The organism is Mesorhizobium sp. M1307 (assembly GCF_040318155.1).
Lineage (GTDB): Bacteria > Pseudomonadota > Alphaproteobacteria > Rhizobiales > Rhizobiaceae > Mesorhizobium.
Genome location: NZ_JAMYLR010000007.1, coordinates 77351 through 101973, shown reverse-complemented (window position 1 = coordinate 101973; position 24623 = coordinate 77351). Strand labels below are relative to the sequence as shown.

29 protein-coding genes and 1 tRNA gene are annotated in these 24623 nt (G+C 60.4%); 14 read left to right on the top strand and 16 right to left on the bottom strand.

All coding sequences use genetic code 11. The annotated features are described in order from the left end of the window. Window positions 1-28: 28 nt before the first annotated feature. Entirely contained in the window at window positions 29-1222 is a 1194-nt protein-coding gene (locus NKH16_RS11450; RefSeq protein WP_352899405.1) for a restriction endonuclease subunit S, read from the bottom strand. Then, the gene (locus NKH16_RS11445; RefSeq protein ID WP_352899403.1) at window positions 1219-2793 is read right to left on the bottom strand and encodes a type I restriction-modification system subunit M; all 1575 of its coding nucleotides are present in this window, start codon (window positions 2791-2793) and stop codon (window positions 1219-1221) included. Before NKH16_RS11445 ends, NKH16_RS11450 begins: the two co-directional genes overlap by 4 nt. A 275-nt stretch (window positions 2794-3068) precedes the next feature. Here NKH16_RS11445 and NKH16_RS11440 point away from each other — a divergent pair. The 3 genes from NKH16_RS11440 to NKH16_RS11430 all read left to right on the top strand — a co-directional run bounded on the left by NKH16_RS11440 (window position 3069) and on the right by NKH16_RS11430 (window position 4405). Further along, window positions 3069-3145 (top strand) — tRNA-Arg (locus NKH16_RS11440). A 242-nt stretch (window positions 3146-3387) separates the two neighbouring features. Then, the gene (locus NKH16_RS11435; protein ID WP_352496483.1) at window positions 3388-3834 is read left to right on the top strand and encodes a helix-turn-helix domain-containing protein; all 447 of its coding nucleotides are present in this window, start codon (window positions 3388-3390) and stop codon (window positions 3832-3834) included. Further along, complete coding sequence (locus tag NKH16_RS11430; RefSeq protein ID WP_352899529.1) at window positions 3800-4405, top strand: VapC50 family PIN domain-containing toxin; 606 nt, start codon at window positions 3800-3802, stop codon at window positions 4403-4405. The genes NKH16_RS11435 and NKH16_RS11430 overlap by 35 nt, the downstream gene beginning before the upstream one ends. A 24-nt stretch (window positions 4406-4429) precedes the next feature. Here NKH16_RS11430 and NKH16_RS11425 read toward each other — a convergent pair whose 3' ends face one another. Then, window positions 4430-5242: a thermonuclease family protein gene (locus NKH16_RS11425; RefSeq protein ID WP_352899400.1), complete on the bottom strand. Its 813-nt coding sequence runs from the start codon at window positions 5240-5242 to the stop codon at window positions 4430-4432. Window positions 5243-5389: 147 nt separating this feature from the next. On the opposite strand from NKH16_RS11425, the gene NKH16_RS11420 reads away from it, so the two are divergent. From NKH16_RS11420 to NKH16_RS11410, 3 genes are all read left to right on the top strand, one after another. Then, entirely contained in the window at window positions 5390-5596 is a 207-nt protein-coding gene (locus NKH16_RS11420; protein WP_352899397.1) for a KTSC domain-containing protein, read from the top strand. A gap of 434 nt (window positions 5597-6030) precedes the next feature. Beyond that, complete coding sequence (locus tag NKH16_RS11415; RefSeq protein WP_352899393.1) at window positions 6031-6165, top strand: hypothetical protein; 135 nt, start codon at window positions 6031-6033, stop codon at window positions 6163-6165. Between the two features lie 203 nt (window positions 6166-6368). Further along, a complete protein-coding gene (locus tag NKH16_RS11410) occupies window positions 6369-6578 on the top strand; it encodes a hypothetical protein (protein ID WP_352899390.1) in 210 nt (69 codons plus the stop codon). Between the two features lie 197 nt (window positions 6579-6775). On the opposite strand, the gene NKH16_RS11405 is transcribed toward NKH16_RS11410, so the two are convergent. Beyond that, entirely contained in the window at window positions 6776-6991 is a 216-nt protein-coding gene (locus tag NKH16_RS11405) for a DUF3606 domain-containing protein (protein WP_352851440.1), read from the bottom strand. Here NKH16_RS11405 and NKH16_RS11400 point away from each other — a divergent pair. Together NKH16_RS11400 and NKH16_RS11395 are read left to right on the top strand one after the other, a co-directional pair. After that, window positions 6978-8012 carry an ATP-dependent DNA ligase gene (locus NKH16_RS11400; protein ID WP_352899387.1) on the top strand — a complete coding sequence of 345 codons (1035 nt, stop codon included), beginning with the start codon at window positions 6978-6980 and terminating at the stop codon, window positions 8010-8012. The two genes, NKH16_RS11405 and NKH16_RS11400, sit on opposite strands and share 14 nt — an antisense overlap. 78 nt (window positions 8013-8090) lie before the next feature. Continuing rightward, window positions 8091-8399, top strand: a complete 309-nt coding sequence (locus NKH16_RS11395; RefSeq protein WP_352899385.1) for a hypothetical protein — start codon at window positions 8091-8093, stop codon at window positions 8397-8399. A gap of 31 nt (window positions 8400-8430) precedes the next feature. Here NKH16_RS11395 and NKH16_RS11390 read toward each other — a convergent pair whose 3' ends face one another. Beyond that, a complete protein-coding gene (locus NKH16_RS11390; RefSeq protein WP_502911689.1) occupies window positions 8431-8673 on the bottom strand; it encodes a hypothetical protein in 243 nt (80 codons plus the stop codon). Then, window positions 8657-8899: a hypothetical protein gene (locus NKH16_RS11385; RefSeq protein ID WP_352899382.1), complete on the bottom strand. Its 243-nt coding sequence runs from the start codon at window positions 8897-8899 to the stop codon at window positions 8657-8659. The genes NKH16_RS11390 and NKH16_RS11385 overlap by 17 nt, the downstream gene beginning before the upstream one ends. A 522-nt stretch (window positions 8900-9421) precedes the next feature. On the opposite strand from NKH16_RS11385, the gene NKH16_RS11380 reads away from it, so the two are divergent. Continuing rightward, entirely contained in the window at window positions 9422-9742 is a 321-nt protein-coding gene (locus tag NKH16_RS11380) for a hypothetical protein (RefSeq protein ID WP_352899379.1), read from the top strand. Window positions 9743-9777: 35 nt separating this feature from the next. Here NKH16_RS11380 and NKH16_RS11375 read toward each other — a convergent pair whose 3' ends face one another. Further along, window positions 9778-10569: a glycine-rich domain-containing protein gene (locus NKH16_RS11375; protein ID WP_352899376.1), complete on the bottom strand. Its 792-nt coding sequence runs from the start codon at window positions 10567-10569 to the stop codon at window positions 9778-9780. Further along, on the bottom strand, window positions 10569-11516 hold the full coding sequence (locus NKH16_RS11370) for a collagen-like domain-containing protein (protein ID WP_352899375.1): 948 nt from the start codon (window positions 11514-11516) through the stop codon (window positions 10569-10571). Before NKH16_RS11370 ends, NKH16_RS11375 begins: the two co-directional genes overlap by 1 nt. Window positions 11517-11818: 302 nt before the next feature. Between NKH16_RS11370 and NKH16_RS11365 the strand changes: the two genes are divergently transcribed. After that, on the top strand, window positions 11819-12424 hold the full coding sequence (locus tag NKH16_RS11365; protein WP_352899372.1) for a DUF1176 domain-containing protein: 606 nt from the start codon (window positions 11819-11821) through the stop codon (window positions 12422-12424). A 120-nt stretch (window positions 12425-12544) separates the two neighbouring features. On the opposite strand, the gene NKH16_RS11360 is transcribed toward NKH16_RS11365, so the two are convergent. Genes NKH16_RS11360 through NKH16_RS11350 form a run of 3 tightly spaced genes read right to left on the bottom strand, consistent with a single transcriptional unit; the run spans window position 12545 to window position 17100 of the window. Then, complete coding sequence (locus NKH16_RS11360) at window positions 12545-15289, bottom strand: hypothetical protein (RefSeq protein WP_352899370.1); 2745 nt, start codon at window positions 15287-15289, stop codon at window positions 12545-12547. Beyond that, window positions 15286-16587, bottom strand: coding sequence for a hypothetical protein (locus NKH16_RS11355; RefSeq protein WP_352899367.1), 1302 nt, complete (start codon window positions 16585-16587; stop codon window positions 15286-15288). The genes NKH16_RS11360 and NKH16_RS11355 overlap by 4 nt, the downstream gene beginning before the upstream one ends. A gap of 9 nt (window positions 16588-16596) precedes the next feature. Beyond that, window positions 16597-17100, bottom strand: a complete 504-nt coding sequence (locus tag NKH16_RS11350) for a hypothetical protein (RefSeq protein ID WP_352899365.1) — start codon at window positions 17098-17100, stop codon at window positions 16597-16599. A 439-nt stretch (window positions 17101-17539) separates the two neighbouring features. Here NKH16_RS11350 and NKH16_RS11345 point away from each other — a divergent pair, with 439 nt between their 5' ends. Next, window positions 17540-18115 (top strand): recombinase family protein, encoded by a 576-nt coding sequence (locus tag NKH16_RS11345; RefSeq protein ID WP_352899363.1) that lies wholly within the window; start codon window positions 17540-17542, stop codon window positions 18113-18115. Window positions 18116-18220: 105 nt separating this feature from the next. Here NKH16_RS11345 and NKH16_RS11340 read toward each other — a convergent pair whose 3' ends face one another. Beyond that, window positions 18221-18439, bottom strand: coding sequence for a hypothetical protein (locus NKH16_RS11340; RefSeq protein ID WP_352899360.1), 219 nt, complete (start codon window positions 18437-18439; stop codon window positions 18221-18223). Window positions 18440-18772: 333 nt separating this feature from the next. Here NKH16_RS11340 and NKH16_RS11335 point away from each other — a divergent pair, with 333 nt between their 5' ends. Both NKH16_RS11335 and NKH16_RS11330 read left to right on the top strand, forming a co-directional pair. Further along, window positions 18773-19087, top strand: coding sequence for a helix-turn-helix domain-containing protein (locus tag NKH16_RS11335; RefSeq protein ID WP_352899525.1), 315 nt, complete (start codon window positions 18773-18775; stop codon window positions 19085-19087). Between the two features lie 68 nt (window positions 19088-19155). Continuing rightward, complete coding sequence (locus NKH16_RS11330) at window positions 19156-19455, top strand: hypothetical protein (RefSeq protein ID WP_352899357.1); 300 nt, start codon at window positions 19156-19158, stop codon at window positions 19453-19455. On the opposite strand, the gene NKH16_RS11325 is transcribed toward NKH16_RS11330, so the two are convergent. Next, window positions 19452-19658, bottom strand: a complete 207-nt coding sequence (locus NKH16_RS11325) for a hypothetical protein (protein ID WP_352899354.1) — start codon at window positions 19656-19658, stop codon at window positions 19452-19454. The two genes, NKH16_RS11330 and NKH16_RS11325, sit on opposite strands and share 4 nt — an antisense overlap. Before the next feature lie 101 nt (window positions 19659-19759). Between NKH16_RS11325 and NKH16_RS11320 the strand changes: the two genes are divergently transcribed. Continuing rightward, entirely contained in the window at window positions 19760-20386 is a 627-nt protein-coding gene (locus NKH16_RS11320) for a hypothetical protein (protein WP_352899352.1), read from the top strand. Window positions 20387-20578: 192 nt separating this feature from the next. On the opposite strand, the gene NKH16_RS11315 is transcribed toward NKH16_RS11320, so the two are convergent. The 3 genes from NKH16_RS11315 to NKH16_RS11305 form a co-directional block, all read right to left on the bottom strand. After that, window positions 20579-23623, bottom strand: a complete 3045-nt coding sequence (locus tag NKH16_RS11315) for a DUF3987 domain-containing protein (RefSeq protein WP_352899349.1) — start codon at window positions 23621-23623, stop codon at window positions 20579-20581. A 91-nt stretch (window positions 23624-23714) separates the two neighbouring features. Continuing rightward, the gene (locus NKH16_RS11310; RefSeq protein WP_352899346.1) at window positions 23715-23963 is read right to left on the bottom strand and encodes a hypothetical protein; all 249 of its coding nucleotides are present in this window, start codon (window positions 23961-23963) and stop codon (window positions 23715-23717) included. 128 nt (window positions 23964-24091) lie between these two features. After that, window positions 24092-24403 carry a helix-turn-helix domain-containing protein gene (locus NKH16_RS11305; protein WP_352899343.1) on the bottom strand — a complete coding sequence of 104 codons (312 nt, stop codon included), beginning with the start codon at window positions 24401-24403 and terminating at the stop codon, window positions 24092-24094. Between the last annotated feature and the right edge of the window lie 220 nt (window positions 24404-24623).

The following is a 24623-nucleotide window of genomic DNA, read 5'->3' as shown; positions in this document are numbered from 1 at the left end:
TCACTGCCGGCCAGCGAGTCGGACATCGCTAGAGCTGGCCGGAAAAGGCGCGAGATTGAAGGGAGGAGAAGATATGGAGAACTTGAAGCAGAGCCAGGCGGCTCGCCGCCATAAGCGATTCAAGCTTTTCAACTCGGCGTTGATACTCGAGCTGTGATGTTATGGGCGGACAAACAACATCAAGCTCTCTTAGAATGCCGGCGTTTAATATTCCCATTGTCCCACCTCGACTAACTGCTTGTAAGCTAGCTTGGGCGTGCTGTGAGCTCAGCAATCCCTTTAAAAAAATTGGCAATGCCATGCGAGTATCCGGTCGAAGCCGTAATAGTCGTGGATTTATAATTCCGGCTTCGTGTTTCTCTGGAACGACCAGGACCCTTCCAAAAGACCCGACCAAGCTTACCAACACATCGCCGGCAGCTATAGCGCAGGATTGCAAAGAGCGAAATTTGCTTTCCGATATGTAGTAATCTCCAATATCTAAGGACCCTCCAATCACCTGTTCTTGACCATATACGCGATAACCTGCGGAAGTGTAATCTTCCTTCTTTAGCGCAGAGCCAAACGGTCCAGCCTTAATGCCGGCTCTCGACGTGCATAAATCGGCGAGCTTAGTAATCGTCCAACTAGCCCTTTGGGTCGAGCGAGGACCAAACATCTCCAGAAAGATTGACTGCATTAAGCTGTCGAGCAGTTCGATGGTATGCTTGCGCTTGCGGCGCAGTGCGTCGGCCTTGTCCAGGACCGCCGCGATCCGCCGCTGTTCGGAGAGTGGCGGGAGGGGGATTTCGACGCGCCTTAGAAAGTCTGTCGGGACACGTTTCTGGCCGGCGCTGCCTGTCATGTTGTTTGCGCCGACTTCGCGGAACTTCGAGTTCCAGATCAGGTGAAAAAGATACGAAGGATCGACTTCGTTGCCAGCACGCAGAACATGAAACTCGGTCGAACCGAATCCAAAGGGTTTCGTTAGCGCACTCGTCCGCGCCGCCTTACCGTTCTCGAAGCAGGGTGTGATCTTTGCCACCAAGACATCGCCGCGCTCGAAGTAGGTATAGCCTTTCTTGACCTCCCGAACAGCCCGCGCCTCCTCAAAGTCGATCAGTCCATCCTCGGAAACTGCCGCCATGGGAAGGAAAGAGGCGATATCGCTGTCGGAGATCGACTTGGGCATGCGGGGATTGATTTCACAGACCTCGTCGAGGCGGGCAATATGTATTGTCACAGCATCGACTCCAATTCTTCTAGCTCCTCGGCAATCTCTTTCTCCAAGGCCTTCAGCTCGGCGATAATCTCCTTCGGCGGGCGGTGCTCCTGCGCCTCGTGCACCACCTCCTTGTAACGGTTTATGGAAAGATCGTAGCCGGCTGCAGCGATCTCGGTCTTGGACACGAAGAAGCTTTGCGCCGTGCGTGGGCGCTCGCGCTCGGCGCCGTTGCGCTCGGCCCAGCGCGCGGCGATGTCGGGCAGATTGTTCTTCGCCAGTTCCTCCTCGGTCAGGGTCAAGTTGACGAAATGACTGGCTTCACGGTGGCCAGGTATCGGCCCGAGCTTCTCACCCGGCAGCAAGGCATTGCGCTTGTCATCTAGTGAAAAGCCGTCGGCCTGGCAGTCGTAGAACCAGACGTGATCCGTGCCGCCGGAATTGGTCTTGGTGAACAGCACGATCGCGGTTGAGACACCGGCATAGGGCCGGAACACGCCAGACGGCAGCTTGACGATGCCATCGAGCCGATGGTCCTCGACCAGCATCGTGCGGATCGCCTTATGTGCGGTGGATGAACCGAACAGCACTCCGTCCGGCACAATCACCGCCGCGCGCCCGCCGGGCTTCAACAGCTTGAGGAACAGCGCCATGAAAAGAAGCTCGGTCTTCTTGGTCTTGACGATCGACAGCAGATCCTTGGCGGTTGTCTCGTAGTCCAGTGAACCGGCAAAGGGCGGATTGGCCAGCACCAGCGAGTAGCGGTCCTCGTCGCCGGCATGCTCCTGGCTGAGCGAATCCTTGTAGCGGATGTCGGGATCCTCGACTCCGTGCAGCGTCATGTTCATCGAGCCAATGCGCAGCATCGTCTGGTCGAAGTCGAAGCCATGGAACATTTCCTCGTGGAAATGGTCGCGACTCTCCTGGTCGTGGAACATTTTAGGATGAGTATTACGCAGATATTCGCCGGCAGCGACGAGAAAGCCGCAGGTGCCGCACGCCGGATCACAGATGATGTCCTTCGGCGTCGGCGCCGTCATCTCCACCATCAGCGCGATGATGTGGCGCGGCGTGCGGAACTGTCCGTTCTGGCCCGCGCTGGCGATCTTCGACAGCATGTATTCGTATAGATCGCCCTTGGTATCGCGGTCCTGCATCGGCAGCTTGTCGATGAGGTCGACCACCTTCACCAGCAGCGCCGGCGAAGGAATAGTGAAGCGTGCGCCCTTCATATGCGTCGCGTGCGCGGTTCCGTCCTCAGCCATGGTGCGCAGGAATGGAAAGACGTGTTCTGACATGGTGCTGAACATCGTGCCCGCGTCGCTGTTCTTCAGCCGCGACCAGCGCATCTGGTCGTAAGCGATGCCTCCATCCTTGCCGATACCGTCCTTGCCATCCTTGAAGATGCGCCGCCGCATAGGTTGGCCTGTCCGCGTCGAGCGGTTTTCTTCAAGCTGCTCCGCCTCGTCCAGTCCGCGCATGAAAAGCAGATATGTGATCTGCTCAATCACCTCGAGCGGATTGGCGATGCCACCCGCCCAGAAGGCGTTCCAGACGGCCTCGATTTTCGCGCGTAGTTCACCTGTGATCATACAATTCCCTCGATTCCAGGCTGTTCTTTCGGCGGGACCGTAAGCTACACATCTCAAGGATCAAGGGGTGATCATCAATGAAGCGTGGATGGATGGTTCGGGCCGAAGGAAACGGCCGGCTCCACGACCCACTCAAGGAGTCATCGGTCGTCGGCATCGCCTGAGGAGGCAAGCGGTATTCCATTTGCCCGTTGAAGCCGGCGCCTGCTTCCGCTAAGAAGCCGTGGCTGGCCGGTTTACCGGCTGGTTCGTTTTTGGGATCACCGATCCTGAAGGCACCCGTAGCTCAGCTGGATAGAGCGCTGCCCTCCGAAGGCAGAGGTCACAGGTTCGAATCCTGTCGGGTGCGCCAAGGTTTTCAATCACTTACGTCCTTTTCACGGGCTGACCTCTGGGCCATCCCACACTGCCTTCCCACATAAGCGGCTTTTGGCAAGTTGGAAACGTCAGGGGCGTGGCTCCGGCAAGCGAAGATCGGCACCTGCGGGAACGGGAACCAAAGAGGTGACGGTTCGTTCACTTGTTTCGGTTATTTCGGATATTGCGATTGTGGATTCGCGGTGCTATATCCGTTGAACACAGGGGAAGACGACCATGACAACGCTGCTCGAACGACCGATATTGCCTTCGGCCGACGACGCCGAATTGGCTGCGCAGGCCAGCCGCCATCTTTCTAGAGCCAAACACGAGGGCGCTGAATTGCGCGTTCAAGTGGATGGGGGAGAGATGCTGCGCCTTCCTAAGGCAGTGAATGATCTTCTCTATCATTTGCTGACCGAAATGGCGCAGGGTAACGCCGTTACCCTGTTCCCAATCCATGCCGAACTGACGACACAGGAAGCCGCTGACTATCTGAACGTGTCACGTCCTTATCTAGTTCGACTTCTCGAGGAGGGCAAAGTGAAGTTCCACATGGTAGGAACTCATCGTCGAGTTAAGTTCCGTGATTTAGATGCGTTCCGCAAGTCAACTGAGGAAGAGCGTCAGCGTGTAATGGACGAACTAGCTGCCCAAGCGCAAGACTTGGGGATGGGCTATTAGGAAGTCCAGTTACACCGTCATTCTTGACGCCTGCGCACTGTACCCAGCCCCGCTGCGAGACTTCCTCATGGAGCTCGCAGCGGGAGGGCTGTTCCGTGCGAAATGGACCGAGCGCATTCATGACGAATGGATTCGTAACGTCCTTAAGGACCGCAAGGACCTTAAGCCAGAGCAGTTGTTGCGGACGAAGCAGCTGATGAATCAGGCTGTACCTGACTGCTCGGTCGAAGGCTACGAGGACCTGATCGAAGGCCTGAAGCTCCCAGACGGTGATGACAGACATGTTCTTGCAGCCGCCATCCACGCGGCTTGCGACGCCATCATCACTTTCAATCTAAAAGACTTTCCGCGAGACTACCTAGCGAAGTTCCAGCTAGAGCTCCTGCATCCGGACGAATTTCTGTTCCATCAGTTCGGGCTGAATACAGCTGCGGTCGTTGTGGCGGCGCAACGCTGTCGCGCGCGCTTGAAAAACCCTCCTAGGACGGCAGAGGAATACCTCGACACCCTCGAACGGCAAGGGCTCACCAAAACCGTGGCCGAACTCCGCCACTACGCGGCCGTCATTTAGTCGCAGCCGTTCGCACTCGGCACATTAACACAGCGTCTCGCATGCCACGCCGTCGCTATCGCGGTCCAACTTTCCACCCCAGGAGCAGTTGCTGAGATACCATTGGGCCTCATCGCACGAACTGATCTGCTTGCACGTTCGCCGCGGCTCGCATGAGTAACCGTTCTGCGCGACCAACTTGCGGCTGAGGAGGCCAAGCGGCTGGCTGGGCGTCGCGCCATCGGCGTGCGCCGCCCGCCATTCCCAGGGCGCCTGAAACCTTCCGACCCACAGACCGACCTTCGCCGCCTCTGCCTTCGCTTGCTGCTCCGCGTACGCGCCGTGGCTGTAGCGCGGCCAATCCAGCGCCTGGCCGTGCTCGACCATCCATGAGGCGACACTGGAGCCGTCCGCCCGCCGGCAGTCGCCCACAAAGCGGCGGTAGCGATCCCAAGTGACGAAGGTGCATTGAATCGGCCTCGAGACCGCCAAGAAACTGTCCAGCGCTTCGGCGGCACGGCGCCCGCACGGATACTCAGAACCCTTCGCGTCGTTGCAGTACTGCCGGCTCTCGGGTGCATCGATGCCGTTAAACCGGATGCGCTGGCCGTGGATCTCGATCGTATCGCCATCCGTGACAGACGCGACACCGGCGATCGGCGCCGGCTTTGATCCGATCCAGTTTGATACGTTGAGCTCGGGCACAGGATCGCTATGTTGCATGACGAACTGCGTCGCATAGGCTGCCATCGCGGCCAAGGTCACGAACACGAGCCGCTTCGGAACGCCAGCCAGTTGGCGCACGCGCCCCAGCTTACGCCACTGGTCGGTTCGACCATTATAGCGAGACTTGCCCAACCCCTGTCTCCTCTTGAGGGGCAGAGTGCTTCTAATTGAGGGCCAAGTCCAGAGCCGGCGGCGGTCGGGCTCTTGGCCGGCGCACCGCACTGACCAGGGACGCGCCGACCTCTCCGAGCGTTAACTGCTTTTGATCGAGCCGTCGTCATGCCGTCCACCTCCATACGCAAAACGGAATACGACCCGGACAGCAAAACTCTCTCGGTGTGGTTCGCCGCTAGCGGCAAACGGTACGAATTCGAGGACGTGCCGCAGGACACTTACGCCGAATTCCGAGCCGCCTTCGCGAAGGGTCGCTACTTCAACGATCACATCCGCAATCACTTCCGTTACCGTCTGGTTGCCAGCGATTAGCTGCCCGGGACCCTGATCTGTGGGCGGCCGATTTCCGTCCTTCGCCGTTGGTAGACGCTTTGCCACTGTTGCTTCTAGAGTTGCCTTACGGTCCGCCCGGCACCGGGCAAGCCCGACCCCGCCCACCCCGCCTGGTGCAAAGGCGCTTGATCGGTCCCGCCGCCTTGGCAGTGCGGCGGGATTTTTTGCGGTCAGTTGGAACACTCGCCTGCGACCATGGTTCGATCAAGCAGCACCGTGCCGCCAGGTCGGCGGCATGCACTTTAGGGAGCGACGCTTGGCTACTTGGACGCAAAGAGATGAGAGAGAGCAGCGCACGACAGATGCTGCACGGTCATTAATTGATATTGAGCGCGCGGCCCGAGACGCAAAGACGGCTCGGCTACGGGAGCAGCGGCGGAAGGCTGAAAACACACCCTCCTTGGAAACACGCGATGGAAGAGCTTCGCAGTGAAATGGCGATGTTGGCGGAGCCCGGCTTTTGGGTAGCGCTGGCGGTCGTTCTGGTTCCCTACGGGATCGGCATTGCGCTGCTTCTGTGGGTAGCCAGCCCCCCGGCTCTGCAATAGCCTTCCCCACCGTCGGTTGGTGGACGCGTTATAGCTGATTCGCCTAACTTCTCCCCACGATCTGGCGCCAAGCAAGCCCAACCCCCGAAGTCCCTAAGCTTGGTGTCAGCGCTTGATTGTCCGCCGTGCCCAACAGCGCGGCGGGCTTTGTTTTTGCTGGGGTTTCTGAATAGGATTACCTGCGCAAGGAAGGGGGCCGTGTCATGCCGATTCGTCGAACCGCTGAGCGAGCTGGTGTTTTCACCCCGTCCGAAATTGCCCTACTCGGCCGCGTGTTCGATCGACTGAAGGTCAACGCTCAATCTGATCACGAACGTGAAGCTCTCGCATCGCGGATAATCGCAAATTTCATGGCCGGCATAGAGGACGAGGACAACCTTGTTTTGGCCTCCAAGCGTCCGCTGGGGCGGTAGGCACGCTGCCTCCATTGAGTGTCGGACCAGAGCCCACCCGAAAAGCGCGGCCGGTTTTTTGCATTTAGGGCGGCCAGGGAAGAGAAAACTGCAAAGCTGCGCGAACAGCGAACGAAGGCTGGCGCCATGCTGGCGGGGCGGAGTGATGAAAGATCAAAAGTCCGTCAACAAAGCCCCTCGCCATCGGGAATGTCCAACTATCTGGCGATCAGCGGGCCTCCTTCCAGAACGGTCCTCAGTTGCTTCGCAGCCGCTGTCAAAGCGGCGCGGTCATTGCCGGTCGCTTTGATTAATTCCCGGACCTGCTCCGGCGTAATGCCATTCTCCGTCGCGAAATATTCGACCTCATAATCTTCGTCCGCCGAGACGCGGTTGCGGTCGCGGAAATCTCGTTTGCGCTTGTCGTCGGCCATCCGGATTGCTCCTTCTTTGGATCAATGGCAACGCTGGCAAGCTACTTTCGTTGCGACAGCCATGCGGAATCACGTTCCGTTCACTCTGGCTAATATAAGCTTTGTACCTAGTATTCACTGGGTGCGTAAAATTGTAAGTACCGGCGGCGGCCGCCTCGAGTTCATTCCGCCTATGGAGCCAAAGCTGGTCGCCAAGCCGCCCGAGGGTGAACACTGGATTCACGAGATCAAGCTCGACGGCTACCGCACCCAGATCGTCATCAACAGTCCCGACGATATCCGCGCCTTTACCAAGAGCGGTGCGGACTGGACGAGCAAATATACCGGCCTCGTTGAAGCCGCGCGCGAGCTCGACGTCGAAAACGCGATCTTCGAGGGCGAGGCGGTGGTCACCAACAAGGCCGGGCTGCCCGACTTCGACGCGCTGCAGAAGGCCGTGCACAGCGATCCCTACGCGATGATCCTCGGCGCGTTCGATATTCTGCATCTGAACGGCCACGATCTGCGCGACATCGGCTGCAAAGCGCGCCGCGAGATGCTCTACAGCATCATTAAGCCGAACAGCACTATCCAGTTCAGCGAGGCTCTACCAGGCGACCCGAAGGCGATCTTCTATCTCGCCGACCAAGCGGGGCTAGAGGGGATTGTCTCCAAGCTGGCCGACAGCCCGTATCGAAGCGGCCCGACTTCGAATTGGCTGAAGACGAAGAGCTTCACGGTCCAGGAATACGAACTGCTGGGCGTCGAGCGCGAGCCGGGCAAGGCGGCGTTCGCCTTGCTCGCGCATCCCGACACCGGAAAGTATGTCGGTTCAGCCTTCATCTCGTTGGGGCGTGACATGAAGGAGCGGCTGTGGAAGCGGGTCAAGGAACATGCCGGCCAACCTCCGCAGGGCGTCAAGAAGCGACCGGCAACGCAGTGGGTTGGGCCAGGCGTGAAGCTGCGGATCAAGCACCTTCGGGGCGAGCACAAATATATACGTCATGCCTCCCTGTTGGGTTTCAGCGAGGAGGATAGTTGAGATGTCGCAGGAACTTAACGCCATCTCCCAGCTTGTGGCGATATGAGCACACGCGGGATAAACTTCCTCGACAAATGGATGGCAGAACACCTGCCGGATACCGTCGGCACAGACGTCGTCTCGGTGAGCGAACTGACCCAGAAACTGTTTGCCGACGTTGAGAGAACTGAAAAAATGGATGCCCTCAAGCGAACATATCGTCTGCAGTTCATGCTCAATGCCGAGGAACTCGCTGTCCTGGATGCTTGGCGGTTTGAGAACAGACTGCCGAACCGTGCTGAGGCAGTACGGGCGTTGCTCCAACGCGGGCTCATGGCAAAGGATTATGATGCAGAGCCAAGCGCACGTTCGGGCGATTTCAGAGTTCTCAGGCGCCCCGACGACTAGAGCGCGCATAACGCGTGGGTGGCATAGCAGCCTACTCGCGCGTCAGCCTCTCAACCGTCTCAATAATCGCCTTTGCCAGCGCCTCGCCCTCATGCACCGGCAGCGGCCCATAGAGCAGGTTCACTGCCTCCTCGCTCGGCAGAACGCCGGCTGGACAGGTGAGTTCGATCGCCATGCGAACGAGCTGCAGGCCAGTTCTTTCCCCGTAGATGTGGTTGTCATCCATCGCCAGGATACTGGCGCCCGTCCTGCGATCGTCAAGGCCGGCCGGCACGCATCATGGCCCGAGCGATGGCGAGCTGTGCCTCGACCTTGGCATTTTCCTTCTGGGTCATGTTGTCGGCCGCGATGAGCCGCTTCAACGACCGCATGATCTCCCCGCGCGTCCATCCCGCCTCGAGCATGCAATCGACGATCACCTGAAAGCCCGGTTCCATCGCCTCCTGGCAGTCGATCTCCCGGTCGACATACTCATTCTGTCGTTTCGGCGCTCTGATCATCCTTTCCCACGCTCCTAGAGATATGCTTCGCCATCAGAACGGTGTTCAAAGCAGAACCAGTGCGATGGCTGCCGCGGCTTGGCGAATCCCCATCCTGCATCCTTGCCACAGCCGGGATGCTCGCACCTATGGTGCTGAACGCCAGGCCGCGTGACGGGCTCTATTGCATCCGGCAGGCGGATAGGTTCATCGCTCATCGGGACGGGTTTCAGTGCGGCACGCAGGGCTTCTTTTTGCGATCTTTGGAGACAGTGAACGGAATGAGAACAAAATTGTCAAGAGCGCCTTGACCAGAGAGGAAAATGTTCCTTATTTCTGTTTCAACCTGAGGCGGGAAGGAGCGATGGCGAAGCGCCAAAATGGACGCTGGCCGGCGAAGCTATGGCAAAAACTGCGGAGGACAATTTCCGGATCGAGGTTTGGGATCGGGAGGAAAAGGCCCTTGTCGAAACCATCTGTCGATCGCCGGATTCAAGCGTCAGCCAAGCCGCATGGCAAGCCGCCATTCGGCGCCGGCCGGGGATGCTGCTGATCCACTACAACAGCCGGCATGTGATGGAAAAGATTATCACGCCAGGCGAGCCCATGGTGCCACCGCAAGCGATAGTGGAAGGCAGCGTGCATGCCGGGCTCGACGTGTCTCTTGGCGATCTGCGCGAATGGCACAAGCTGCGTGCCTGGTGCAAAAACTGTTCGCATCATGCCGAGGTGAAGCCGGCCGGTCTGGTCCGGCGTTATGGCAAGGATGCGCTGTTCAGCACGGTCGAGCGGGCTCTGTTCTGCACAAGCTGCGACAGAGGCGGTCCGGTCAGACTGGAGATTCACAAGCTCCCACGGAACTGACCGTTGCCGTCGTCACGGCCAATGGTGGCTATCGGTTAAAACATCAGAAACATGCCAGACGTGTCGGTCGAAACCGCCGGATTATACTGAATGATGATAAGGCCGCCGGTGCCAGCGCCGCTGGTGCCTAGACCATTTCCTCGCCCGCCGCCGCCAGCGCCATAGTTCCCGCCAGCGCCGCCGCCTGAATTGCCTGACGCACCACCGCCGCCACCGCCAGAGCCAGCCGAGCCGCCTGCGGTAATGGAGAATTCGCTACCGGCACCACCAACGCCCCCTGGGTTAGTAAATGTGCCGCCCGCGCCACCTGACCCCGCATCGCCGGATCCACCGGTGCCGCCTGAAGCCGGGGTGACGCCAGTGTTACCGGCTCCATTCGTGCCCCCGGCACCGCCACCGCCCGCGCCACGCTTAGACCCGGCGGACTCACCCGTACCGCCGTTGCCGCCGTTGAATTTCGAACCGCCGGCGGGGACCGTCGACGCTGCCGCGGTGCCGCCGGTGCCTGCCGCTGTCGTCGCGCTGGCGCCAGCCGTGCCGCCTTTGGCGATGAAGTCGCTGGCATCGAACGTGGTGTCTCCACCCGCCGAACCCGCCGCACCGGCGTCACCAAGCGCGTAAGAGATGGGCCCGGCCCCGCTCAGGGCATAATTAGTCTTGAAGCAGCAGGCGCCACCGCCGCCGCCGCCGCCGCCGCCGCCGAACGCACCGCCACCGCCACCGCCACCGCCACCGATAACCACGATCTGGTTATCGGCGCTGTTCCAGTCCCCAGGGACAACCCAGGATGTGCCAGAAGTGAGTGCAATCGTCTGGGAGTACGGCATCAGATATTATTCACCTTCGCGACCAAGTCCCACTTCGTATCAGTCGTGTTGTAGATAAAGCCGAGATACATGGTCTTGCTGAGGACGGTTGTTGCGGGCAGTGCGACATCGGTTCCTGCCCGATAAATGGCATCCCACGTCAAGGCGCGGGCGGTGCCGTTGTCCTTGATGCGAATGATCAGTTTCTGGCCGTTAGCTGGCGTGCCGGTCGGCGCACCGAAAGCCGCAGCGGCCGCCTGCGCGGTCAAAATATATTCATCGGTATTGGTCGAATCCGGCGTAGGCGTCGCCGAACTGGCGGTACTGGCAATCCGAGGCAGAGGGCTGCCGCTTGGCCCCGTCGCACCAGTCACGCCGGTTGCACCGGTGATGCCGGTCGGTCCCGTAACGCCGGTCGGTCCCGTAACGCCAGTCGGTCCAGTAGCCCCGACGTTCCCGGTCACGCCCGTTGCTCCGGTCACGCCAGTTGGACCTGTTGCACCCGTAAGTCCAGTCGGGCCTGCGACACCCGTCGCGCCGGTCGGGCCGCCAGCAGGACCGGTTGCGCCGACGACGCCGGTTGGACCTGACGGACCGGTTGCTCCGGTGACGCCGGTCGGACCTGGCTCGCCAACGCCGGTCGCTCCGACAACGCCCGTGGCGCCGGTAGCACCGGTGATGCCAGTCGGCCCTGTAGGGCCGGTGGCCCCGACACCAGTCGGGCCGGTCGCCCCTGTGGGTCCGGTTGGGCCGTCGCCGCGCAGCAACGCCAGGACGGAAGGGGAAAGGCTGTCGACCGTGACCTTTTCGTTCGGCAGCGCGCCGTCACTGCGGCGTACGTCGGCCAAAGCGTCGATCGTCTCGTCGATGCTGGTGACGAGTTCGGCAAGATCATTGTCAAGCTGCGTGCCGTAGGGAAGGTAGTACTGGTAGCTGAAATCGATGACGGGCTTTTCGGGAGCAGCCATTTGATGCACCAGAACGTCGCTTCCAGATAGCATCGCGGCGCAGGAGCAGCGCTCCGCACGACAGGGTTTCAGATGCTGATTGGAAGACCGTTGACGTCAGCCCCGGTGGGATCCGAAGCGGTTGGTGCAGATGCCCGAGTTCTGCGCGGTTCCGACGATGTGTTTATAGTTCATTTGTCCGGGAATGCATAGAGTCAACCAACACGGCACTCCTGCTAACCATGCCGTAGATCGGACCCGCTAAACACTCGACACAACTCCCAAAACGCGCGATCATGCTGATGGGATTAGGGGAGGCGGTGATGTTCTCGCACATTGTTGCTTTGAGTGTCGCAGGATTGGTGCTTAGTTCGACGACAGAAGCGATGTCCGACTCCAATCTGGAGACGGCCCTATGGAAAAACGTAGGTACTTGGGCGGTCTACATCGATAAGACTACTAAGTATCAATGTTTTATCGCTACTCTGTATCAAGATAATACAACATTCAGGATTGGCTTCGAGGCGCCGGATTCCAAATCTGGTCTTTATGTGGCTTTAGCAAACTCGAATTGGACCTCAATAGAAGCTGGTAAAGACTACGATCTGACGCTGCAGATTGATAACGAGACCGGCTGGCGTTCGCCCGCGACCGGCTATCGCTTTGGCTCGATGCCTGCGCTTATCTTCGGAACAAACCAGACGGCATTTGTTGACCAACTGATGCGAAAGCACTCCCTTCGCGTGTTTTTTAATGGAAATCAGATCCTGAATTTGAGCTTGCGCGGTTCCAACGCAGCTCTTCTGGAGATGGGTAACTGCCAAAACCAAGTTGACGCATACCTCGGGCGGAAGAATGGAGGTGGAAGCGATCCGTTTGCTGGAGATGTTGCGGCTCCGGCTCAAAAGGACCCATTTGCCACCTACTGAATCATACGCCTGAAAGGCGGCCAACCGCAGGTCGAAAGTGTCCCTCGGTTTCAGCGCCGGTGAGCGACATGCGCTTCGCCCCGCGTAGCGAGAACCGGTGGATCGTCGAGAACGAGCGCATCAACGCTGCCCGGCGGGGTCGTAGATAACCCCGCCGCTCTCCAATGCCGTGCGAGCTGCAGCATCGGCAGCGATTGCGCCACCGGTCCGGTTCCTGGCATTGCGGATCAGGTCGACCGAGTTCGGCGCGATGAACATGTCGGCCAGCGTGCCCAGACCGTCGCGCATGGCTTTGCGCTTAACGGCGTCACCCGCGTTGGTGAACAACGACCGGCCAAGCGAAGTTGCCACGGCAACTGCACGGGCCACCGGCGAGGCGTCGCCGAGATCGGCGTTGAGACTGCGGTTGAATTCGGTAGGGCTTCCGATCTGCTTTCGACGGCCGGTCGCCTGGAGCACGTCCAGAAGCTCTGGCATCGACAATGAGGCTTTGTCGTCAGGAAGGGATCGTAGCACTGCGTCGAGCACTTCCTTCCGCGTGTCGTTGCCCGCGACATCTTTGCGAAACTTGGCGCCGGAATATTCGTGAGTACCTTCCTGCGTGTCGGTCGACGCCTTCGTGTGGCGGTCGGCTAGGTTCTGGCGCACAAGTGCTGCTGTCATCGCAGGATCTTCGGCCGCCAGCCGGCGTACGGCATCGCCAGCTTCACCAGCCGAGCCGGTGAGAGGATCGTGGGGCAGGATGGCATTGCCGGCAGCCACAGTGTCCTTTGCAGCCGCCACCTGGCCCAAGGGGGCCGCGCGTACCGGTGCCATGTTAGCGTTAGCGCCGACGATCTGCTGCAGTCGCTCGGCGACTGCCGGATACTGCGAAAGCATGTCCTCGTTGTCGCGTACCGCGATCGCCAAGCTGTCGCCGTTCACACGGCCACTCGCATCCGTAACCTTGTCGAGAATTTGCGTCGCCAGATGGTTTTCGAAGGCAATGCGCGCATCCGTCGGCGCAACGCTGTTGAACTCGCGCGCTGCTGTCGGACCACCCGCGCCGATCGTTCCGGGCACATTCTCGGGCGGGGTGGCAAAGTCGCGATTGTACTGGTCGCGCCGGATGACGTCGGCGACGGCCGAATTCTCAAAAGGCCGAAGCGGCACACTTGCCGCGCGATAACCCTGGCGAGCGGCGGCGTACTCGGGCACGCTTTCGAGCGCCTGGTCGAGATGGCCTTGAACAGCGCGAAGCGCTTCAGCGGTCTGGCCGTCGCCTTCCTGCACAGCGCGCGAGATCATCCCATTGATGTTTCCGCGCAGATTGTCGAGCCCTGTTACGCCGGTGTCAGCGCCATTTGGCCCGATGATGTTGCCGCGCACGGTCGCGAGCGCATCGGCGGTAGTGCCCCGAGCGTTCACCAAGGCATCGTCGATGTACCGAAGAGCCGGCCGCGGATCGACCTGAACGGCGTCGGCGCCGGTGCGGCTTTCCAGTGCGATCGGCTGCGGCGGCGTGTCAACGCGCTGCGGGACCATCGCCGCTGCTTCGCCAGTGGCCTCGTCGGCAGCAGTTGGGCGGATCGAATAGACCGGGCGCTCGGCGGCTACCGTTTCAGGCTGAAGACCGCCCACGTCTACAGCAGGCCGGGCGGCGCGCGCTGCGGTATAGTCTCGATCGGCGAGCGCGTCGCGCATGCCGTCGCGGCGGTCGAAGATGCGACGCAGCGCACCCTGTATTTCTTCGCCGGCCTGCATCGCTGTAGTGCGTGGGCCGGCCGCGTGGACAGCGTCAGCAAGCGCCTGGCCCTGCGGCGTGTTGGCGATGGCGCTTTCGGCAGCGACGGCAGCGCTCTGCCCCAACGTCGACGGATTCGGATGCTGCGGGGCGATCTGGTCCAGCGTGCTGCCGACTGCGGCGTCGACCTGGCCGGGGCGTCGCGCATAGAACGGCCCCATGCGTGCCCCGCCGTCGGTCGAGCCTTCGACGACGCGTTGGACGGTGGGAAGTGCACTTGCCCCGTTGGTGGCCTGGCTGATTGCTTCGGGGCCGGACAACGCCACGCCGGTCCTGTTGTTCTGGAGATCACGGGCGCGCTGCCACTGCTGTTCAGTGACGTTTCCGGTCGCGCGACGGACGACATTTTCAGGAGCGTTATGGACACGAAGACCGGCCGTGGCCGCGTTGCCAAAGGCTGCGCCGAGAAAGCGTGACAAGCCTTCGTATTCGCTACCTTCCGTCGCCTGACCGGCAGTTTCAGACACGATCGCCGGGGCAACGACGTTGCCGACAAACTCCGAACCGTACTTGCGAAGCGCGCCCAGGCCCGTCTCGGCGAGGCGCGCACCTTTGCTTGGCACACCGCCCGGCGCGGCAAATTCGGCGATCGTACCGGCGTACTCACCTGGCGTCGTCTGCGGCTTGTGAAGGTTTTCGTCCATAAACTGGCGCACGCGATCCTCCGCCGCGTAAGCGGGCGACGAATCGACCTTTTCAGCACGGCGTGCCAGTTCTTCTTCAGACAGCGGGTCGGCGCCGATGGCATAGCGGACGCCGTTCTCGGCTTTGTTGTAGAGCCAGTTTCCGCCGCCTTCGACCATGCGGCTCAGCGTGACCGGGAACATGACGGTTTCGGCCAAGCCGCGCGGGATGCCGGACCCAGCCGACAAGGCGACGTCCTTAGCGGTAGAGATTGGCTGTTCGGGCGCCTGCTCCGTACCGCGAATCAGGCTTTCGATGTTGTTGCCGGCGGGTGGCGGCGCTGCGGAGCCGCGTCGGGCCGCGGTCTGCTGCTTGGCGACACGCTGAATGACATCGTCGGGCGTCGTGTCCGGAAACTCCAGAACCGTGCCGTCGTAGAGTTCTGCTTCCTTCGTCATAGCGGATTTCCATTCTCATCGAAGCGTAGTCGGCTTGGCGATGCCGAAGGGGTCGTGGTAGCGCCGCTCGTCGAATTGGCTTTCGCTGAACCCGATCGATATTGGGTGAGCGCATCCATAATGGGCGCGCCATCCTTGCCGGCGTAATTGGCGACGGCCTGGAGGTATGTTTCCAGCGTTCGGCGTTTGGCGGCTGTCACTTCCCTGGCCTCGCCGGGAACCGGGACCAACTCGCGCAGCTTGCGTGTGTACTCCTGCTCGGTGACAGCCTGGCCGGACTGCGCCATCAATTGGTACGGGAGCACGGTCGAGAGATTCTGGTAGAAAATCTGGCCCTTGTCAGACATGCCGCTGTTGATCGCCGGCGCGAAGGCGTCAGGGGCGATCTTCTTGAGGCCGAACATCTGGTAGTCCGTGGCATTCGGCAAATTGCCATTGTCGTACGCCGACAACAAATCGATCGTAGGCGCCGTGGACATCGTGCCGGCATAGGCGCTCTTCAGTTGCGCGTCCGTCGGCTTTCCGCCTGATCCACCCATCTGGATGATCGTGCCATCCGGCAGCGTCGTGGTCATGCCCGCGCCCTTTGGCGCGTCGTACGGCGCGGCGCCGGTGCGCACCGCGGCGCCTGGCGCCATGTAGCGGGGTTTTCCGTCTGGGCCGATAGCCTCAACGGGCGTTTTGTCGCCAACGTAGCGGTCGACGATCATGCCATCGGTGATCAGGCCGGCTTGACGCATCTTCTCGACGAGATCGCCCTGGACCTCCGTTTCAGATCGAGCTTTCTCGCGGCCCTGCGCAGCCGGCAGTTCGTGGCCGACGCCGAACTGGCCGGCGACGTCGGTGGGCAGGTCCGGGCGAACTTGGCCTTCGTTTAGCGGCTGGTAGAGCTTGCCGAGCTCGGTAAGTTTGTTCGTCTCGAGCGCACGGCTGTTGTCGGCCGAATTCGTTTGAAGCGCACGAGCGTTGTCATCGGCGTTGTTGGCGCGCGACGCGGCCGCTTGCGTGTCGTAGCCGTAGCGCTTGGCGGCGTTGTCCTGGTCGACGCTGTAATAGCTCTGATTCGGCTGATAGGCGCCTGCGGCCACGCCCATCCGATCGAACGTTTGCTGATCAAAATCGGGGTTGTTCCGATAGTCGTAGTATTCAGCAAGCCGGCTGGCCGCCTCTTTCTTGGCATTGGCCGTGGCCCACCCGGCAGCGTCCGCGCCGCTCGGGGGTTCGAACAGCGAAGCGAGGTTTGAAGCCGCCTGTGCGAACTGCTGATTGTTGAAAAATTGCGAAGATTTCACCGGCAAGGCCGCCTCCTAATGCTTGTCGATTGTTTCGTCGCGCGGCGCCGCCCACGCGTGTTGAACATGGGCGTCATGCAGCAGCGGAAACCCGCGAGAATTCAGATTTCGTCGATGTGCAATGGCGCGCAACTCGGCGGCCATGAGACCGGCATAATCTAGCCGATCTGCACGAAAGGGGTCGTCGCCGGCCGCGAGCAATCCAGATCCGACGCCCAGGGAAAAATACAGGCGTTCAGACAGGATCTTGCCTTTCACCGATGCATCGACGGCGGGAGCGACTTCGCGCAGCAGGCGGCGCGCCCCCTGTGAAGTCTCGGGCGCAATTGCCGTCAGATCGGCGCCGCCAACCGCCGCCATAAAGATTTCCTGAAGCGCCCACGCCGCGAGATACTCGGGGGCCATCTGTGTCGTGTTGATAAGATGCAGACACCCGACCGCGTTGGTGACGTGTTGGCGAATGGTGTCGAGCGATACGTCGGCATTGGGTTGAGGCGTCACCGGAAGCTCCAGCGTCAAAGACCCCACGCGCCTGGCGGCGCTGCTGTTGGGGGTTTCGAACTTGTCGAGCGTTGACACACTCGACGGGGTGGAGCGACTGCCCGAGTTTCGCGGTTTTTCCGGCAGTTCTTAAATTACCCGATTTGGGTGCCGATGACCAGTCCAATCAGATGCTTTCGCGGAGTTCGCGAGACCTGACAGGATGTCCAAAAGTTCGGGAAAATCGAAAATTTCAGCGGCATGTCGCCGAGGTTTCGGCGATGCAATTGGGTGTGATCCGGGGGGTGACCCGGCCCCGAGCCGGCGAGCGAGGCCGAGGCCGGGCCCATAGCACCCCCGCCATGCTCGGCCACCGCCCCGTACATAAAGTACACTTTTTGGCCACTATCCTATTGACTGTACACTTAGCGTCCACTAACGGTGTGACCACGACTCTCCTAGAGGAAAAGGTACAGCAATGGACGGCAAGGTGATCGGGTACGCTAGGGTTAGCTCGACAGGGCAGGACTACGATACACAGGTCGAGCGGCTGAAGGCAGCGGGTGCGACCAAGGTGTTCAACGAGAAGCAATCGGGGCTCGACCGTGAGCGGCCAGAATTGGCTAGGTGCATCGAATACGTACGCGAAGGCGACACACTCGTGGTGACTAAGCTGGACCGCTTAGCTAGATCGGCGGGGCACCTTCACGAGATCGTCGAGGGGCTGAATGCAAAGAGTGTTGGCTTCAAGGTGCTGGATGATGCCTCGCTTGATACGACCACACGGACGGGCAAGCTGGTCTTCGGAATCCTCGCCAGCATCGCCGAGTTTGAGACGGCACTTCGCAAAGAGCGGCAGATGGAAGGCATCGCGAAGGCCAAGGCTGAGGGGAGGACCGGCGGACGCCCCGCCGCGGTAACCCCCGAAGTCAAGGCCGAGATCGTGAGGCTGAACGCCAGCGGGTTGAGCATCCGCAAAGTCGCGGCGCAAGTCGCCTTCAGCAAAGCGACGGTCCAAAAAGTCCTTTCGGCGGCCGCTGCCGACAGAAATTAAGATTGCACCAGCCAATGCAGTAGAATCGGCCTCGCAAGAGGCCGAGGCGCAAAAGAGAAGGGGCCCCGCTTGGCACCCCTTTTTCACGGTTCCGACAGGCCCGCACTAGTGCCGGTACGAGCTCGCGATCTGGGCGTTGTACCGATCGCACAGCGCCTTCATTTCCAGGGCAATAGCCGCCGGCACGAGGCCGTCGACAAGAACGCGCTCCCCTTCGTGCACCATGTTACGGACGATCGGATCATCCCAGCTCAGAATTTCAAATTTCGCGACGTCGCTATCAGCGATCGGCTTGCTGGTGTTGAAATCATAGATGACGGCCATTGCTTCTCCTTGCCGCTTTTCGGGCGGCGTTTCCTTTAGTGTCCGGGGCCGAAAAGGTCGAAGCAAAGACCCTCGTTGTCTTTAGAGGTTTCCCTCCTGGACATGGCAACGAACCCCGGACGATGAAAAGAACCTGATTGTACTCCTGGCTTTTCGGGCCAAATTCACATTGAACCGATCGCGCAATTTAGTCAATACAAAGGTGCGACAAGTAAGAGTTGATTTTATCTTATACTTGCAATCGACAAAATCAACTCCGGTATTGATAAGCACAACTTGACTGAACAAGATTTTATAACCACTCTTCCCGCATACACCTATGGAGGGGCGCCGGTGTCGGCTCAAAGGCTCTTAACCCAAGTCGAAGTTGCCAAACTGCTCCGGTGCTCGGTTTCGAAGGTCAAACGTCTTAGGCAATCCGGCAAACTGGCCTACTTGTCTGGCCGCCCCGTTCTGGTCGACGAAGCCGATCTCGATGCCTACAAAGAAAGCGTCAAGCGCCATGCTCTACCCACTCCCGTGCGAAAGGGGGCAAGAGTTGCAAGGCCGACTAATCAGAAATCGGAACCGGAAACCCCGTCAGCGCTCGCGCGAAGGCTGTGGCTGGCTCGGAAGAATTTCCAGCGCGACAAAAGCAACAAGAGCTAATCGAAAGCGGTACGCTGCGGCGCCTAGTCAAACGCCCCTTCGAGCGAAGTAGAGGTGGGGAGACAATTTTGAAACGTGCTTGGGGATTGCTTTCTGTATTTCTCTGCGGATGCGAGACGACCGACAATATGGAGCTTAGGGCGTCAAACTCGCTGAACGCAGCCTATGTTGGCCGTCCATTGTCTGACTTCATCTTCAGGAACGGCTTGAACCCGGAAAACATGTTCGATATGCCCGGCGGGCAGCGAGTGTTCATTTTCGGCAGCCCCTGTTTTTCATGGTGGCACACCCACAGAGTTGGGACAGAGGCGACGCCGGCGAACTTTATCGTCGATCGCATAGAAATTCGAGGCTACTGCGCCACTTAGTCGAAGGCGCCGTCGCCATCATTTTCTGCGTCCGATAGCGGCTCCTCAATGACGCGGGCCGCCCGCTTCAGGCGGTCAATTTCGGTTTGGAGCTCATCGCCAGTCATCTCGCTGGGATCCTTCGTTTTCTTGCTGCCGGCCTTCTCGGCAAGCATCCCGTTCGCCCGCAACAAAGCCACGCCGGCGGTCGCCTTGGCCGGCAAATGCGAATTCTTGTCTGTGCAGACGCTAATCAAAGCTTCAACTGCACTTTCGAGGCCAACCGTCCTGAGGCGGAGCGAGACGCGCTCGAAAAGCTCTTCCGGTGTTTCATTCCTATTTCCCGCAGTCATCCAAAGGCCCCTTTGTCAGCTTCATCTCGCAGGCGTTCAAGCTCCGCTTTCCGATCGGCAATCAGCCTGTCGAGCTCAACCGACTCCGGGCTTGGCGCCGGCCGCGGGAACGATTCGATCATCTCGCGAACAGCCTTCGCCTCCTGGCGATCTCGCCGCGTTCTGGCTCGCGCAGCGGCCGAGCCCGGCCGGTGCGTCTTCTGCCATTGCTCATGCGCGTCGCGCTCGTCCGGCGACATTGCCGTAACGCGCTTCGCCCGCTTCGCCCCGGCGCGCTGACGGTCGTTCAGCTTCCGATTGAGTTTCGCTATGGCGCCAGGTGCTTTGCCGTCGGGCCAAACCGGATTATGCCAATTGTCGCCCTTTCCCGTCTTTCCGCCATGCCGGGGGCATCGCCCATTTGCCATTGCCAGATTTTGGCAAGGCTCGCCGTCGCGCTTTCGGGCAGCACCGCATTTCGGTTGCAGGTGGCGGGTGCGATTCCATTTGATGATGGAGGCGCGGCCCACGGCGATCTGTGCCGCGCTGCCGCGCCATCCGCCGGGCTGCTTCCGACTGCCGGCGCCTCTCACGGCCAGTTCCTCGTTACGTGTCGCTGAGGTATCGCGGAAACTGCGCCTGCGAGCAGCCCATAGGTGGACGTCAAGACAAACTGTCCGCCCCGCGCTACTGCGGCAAACGCGGCTTGTGCGCGCATAAGAGACATATCGATATCCAGGTAGGGGGAATGGTAAAAAAGGGGCGAGATGCAAACTATCTCTTCGCGTACGCATGCCGCGTTTGCCGCGCTTTTAATTCGCATGGTCTTCTCCTTCGGACATTTTGTCTGAATTGATCCACTTCCTAGCTTCGCCCGCCGCCTCGATTGCATGCCGCCGACGCGATCGTTCCTCAGTTTCACGTACGGCTTGTGCGTGGAAACGAATGTGGATCTTCGAATTGATCCGCCAGCGCGACGGACCTTCGGCATTACGTTCTTCAACCGAGCACCATCCGGCTTCCTCAAGCTCGGCCATGGCCGCCAGAAGCTTCCGGCGATCGCGAAGATCCTTGCGGGCATCAGAAATGGTTCGCGCCCTTACAAGCTCCGTGTCCGGCCGCGTCAGCAGATATCCTGCAACCGCCCTTGCTTCGGTGGCCGCAGGATCAGCGGCAAAGAATGTCTGGTAAAGTCGAAGCCCATGGCGAAGCAAGAACCGCGAAAAGTTGATGGCGCGCCGAACCGTTGCGATGCTGATGTCGGAACTGAAATCGGCGTCCTCCAGCGCAAAGGCGTATTCCAACGCGTGGAAGGTGAGCACAATGCGCGGCAGGAACAGCCCCCATTTGTCCAGGTGACCACGCCAGGCGACGGAACCGCCGGGCACGTTCCTTAGGCGGGTGATCGACGTCGACGCTTCCCGGAAGGCCTTTTGGGCGTTGGGGGTCATCTTCAAAGGCACTGAGTACGGGAGCTCTATTGCCGCCAGTTTGCGAAGCGCACGGCGGTACGCGCCAACTGCCTCCGCGTCCGGCTCTTCATCGACGGCCTCGCGTTCTGCTCCATCGTCGACGACGAAAAGGAACCTCTGAAGCATTCCGTCTGCGCCCAGATTGCGCGCGATCTCGGCCAGTTTCTGCGGTTGCGTTCCGGCGATGACGCCCATCAGGGGCTGATCTGCTCGAATAGAACCGCCGCCCACTCTATCAACCGCGATGGGGCGCCCGTCGAACAGACGTAGCGCCTGACTTCGGTCGCCTTCGGGGCCCTTCTTGTATTGGCCAAGCGAGCCGAAGAAGCCCATCAACTCGTCAGGCGACCGCATCAGACCGCGTGGATTTTGCGCGTGGACGCGGACTTGTTGCTCGAGCGTTATGTCGTCCACGACGATTCGGCGGATGACGGGTTCAGGGCCGGGGTCTGGATGGTCCTTTGGCTTTTTCTTGTGAGCCTGTGAAGCGGCGGACCAGCGATCGTGTCTGTCCTTGCCGGCGGCGTACCATTCGGCGTCGAGTTCACGCAGCGGCTTCTCCGCGGCGCTGATCACGGGCGACTTGCCTCGGCCTGGCTCGGCGACGATCGCAGCCCACAAGGCTGCCGGCTGAACAAAGTCGGTGTCGCGCGCCTTGGGTTGAATTCGAAGCGATGCTCCCACCGCGGCAGAGCCAACAGCAACCGCAGCCAACGCGGCGAAGCTCTCCGGCGCGCCTTTTCGTCGGGCCTCGCTTTGGACCCATCGGTGTAGCATTGGGGGCAGACAGTCCGGAGGCAGCGCAGAGAGTTCGGCAGGATCGTCCTGCGCGAAGATGTCGAGGGGTTCTGCTTCCTCGGCGCGATCCATGGCCGGGGCTTCTGGCTCGGGAGGCGATGCAGCCACGGCAGCCCGGCGCTCGTCGACGATTTTTCGTAGGTCCGCCGGCGCGGATTTCATCTCGTTCGCGAATTCGAGACGATCAAAAGCATCCGAATCAACAGCCTGCAATGCAGCCAGCGTGTCGGCCTTCTCTAGCAGCTTGTCGGTCTGCCAGGTTTCCGGCCCCTCGCCTTCTGCAAATTCGTAGAACCGGACGGCCTCCAACGCTCGCCAAGACAACCCAACGGCCCCGGCGATTGCCGGTAACGACGTTGCCCAAGTCGAGCCCTCGTCAAAAGCGGGAAACTGGTCGCCGGCCAGTTCACGGCAAAGCCACGTCAGCGCCTCGGCTTCGGTCGGACGCCGGATAGACGAATCGGGCTCGCCGACCACGGCGAACGAACGCCCATCACGGGCGCCGTAAAGCGGGCTGCCTCCGAAGCCTATGGAGCAGTCGGCTGCGATCGCTCCGAACTCCTGGATGAGCGAAGCAGGGGTGTGGCGGGTCCACTCCGTACCAAAGTCGATGAGGCCGTCCGGGAAAATGGCCAGGTCTTCCTCAAGATCACGGTCAAGCTCTGACGACGTGACCCGCCATTCACGATCTGCGGTCGGTGTGCATGGAACGATCGACGGCGCCCAGTCCGCGCGGCGTGACATCACAGCGCGGAGCACCGCAACGGCTGGCGCGTAGGGTGGCTTCGATACCTTTCCGGATCCGCTGGTGGACGACGCAAGATTGAAGCCCAACGAGCCTGCCGCTTGGACGATGGCCGGAATAAGCGCGTCCAGTTTCGCGCTCTCCAAGATGGGCAAAGCCTCGAGCGGAACTTCGGGCAGCGACGACTGAACACGCGCGCCGGATGCGTGCATACCGGCCACAACGATTTGCTGCCCCCTCGCCAAGAACTCTACGGCATGTTCTCGGCCGCTCGCCGTGTCGATCAGGTGCAGCCTCCGTTTGCCCAGCGGCGCGCAAAGCTTCACCAAGATCATGCAACTGGTCGAGTTCTCGCGCCACCGCATCGGAAGACGCTCGACAGGCAGGCTGAGTGCATCGGCCGCCAATATCTTGATTGCACCGACCAGGGCTCGAGCGCGATCGGCCTCCGGGCCTGTCTCCGACACGCTGATCTTAATGTCGATGTCGAGGGCGGCTACGTCACCGGTAACGATGCACCAATTGACAGGGCCCGACCACCGGCTCCATTCGGCAATGTCAGCCGGTGTGATTTCGGCTTTCCGCCAGTCCTTGAAGCCTGCCCACTTCCCGCTCTTGAACTTGGATGGGACCTTTCCGTCACTGATGCGATCGACCAAAATACCCTTGGTCTGATCCCAGAATGAGCACGTGGCGCCGGGGGGCGCGGCTGGCCGGAGCATCGACGAATAGCCCGCTGCGACAAGCTGCTCAAAGTCCCTGTTGGCACGCGCACGGTCGCGCATAGTAGCCCATTCAGACTTGCCAGAGACGCCCTCTGGAACTATATTGGCAATATTCATAATTCGACCTTCTCGCCGGCTCGCGTGTTTCAGGACGCGGCCGGCGTTTCTGTTTTCCCTTCCCAAGGTCGATTGGTCGTCGGAGTGAGTGCTAGTCCGTTTTCGTGTGACCGTCGGAATAGCCTGGCTCGCCCGCCGTTGGGGAGAACCAATGGTAGCGGTCCATCATGCGCCTGAACTCAGCGGATTCACGGAGTGCCTCAAGGGCTGCCCGAACGTTCGGCCCCGTATTGGCCCGCTTCTCTGGCGGCAGGTTCAGCGGAATTTCGAAGAACATATCGCCAGGCAAACCCTGCTCATTGGCGCCGCGTGCGACCAACCATTGCATGCCCGGCATCATGGCGTCGCCAGGCCGCAGGTCTGCAACAGTTGCTGGGCGCAGGTCACAAAAGACCGGCGGGCGGTCCATAACCTCAAGACGACCGCGGCCAAGGCGACGGCGCTGCTGACGCGAGAGAGAAGCGGCCGTCAACTTACCCACCCTGCGCGTGCACGTTCCTGGCGCTTTGCTCTGGCTGCAGATCCTCTACCTGATGGCGTCCAGAGATCGGCGGCGTCGATCAATTTCACCAAACTATCGACGGTAACCAGAGTGCGACCGCCGAGCTTGTTGAAGGTCAATCTGCCTTCCGACTCCATGCGGTAGAGCGAAGACGGTGAAAGCCCTAGCAATTCCGCCGCCGTCATCAGCGGCAGGAATGGCCGCTGGCGCCACGGGATTTCTGGCTTTGCGGATTTCTTTCGATCGGCGCGCGCAGGCGCCACGGTGTGAACCGTCATCTGACTGCCCTTTCAACGAAGCGACACACGCTCAATCTGAAGAACGAATTCGTCGCGCTCAATTTCGGAAAGTGCGTCGCGCCATTCCAGGCCAACCAGTTCATCAGGTTCGATAGCACCGATGCAACGCAACACCTAAGCTAAACGATATTGTAACTTTGTCAACGGCTATCGGTGAGCAATACTGTAGAGGCCGTCCTTGATAGTAGGGACATCGCTG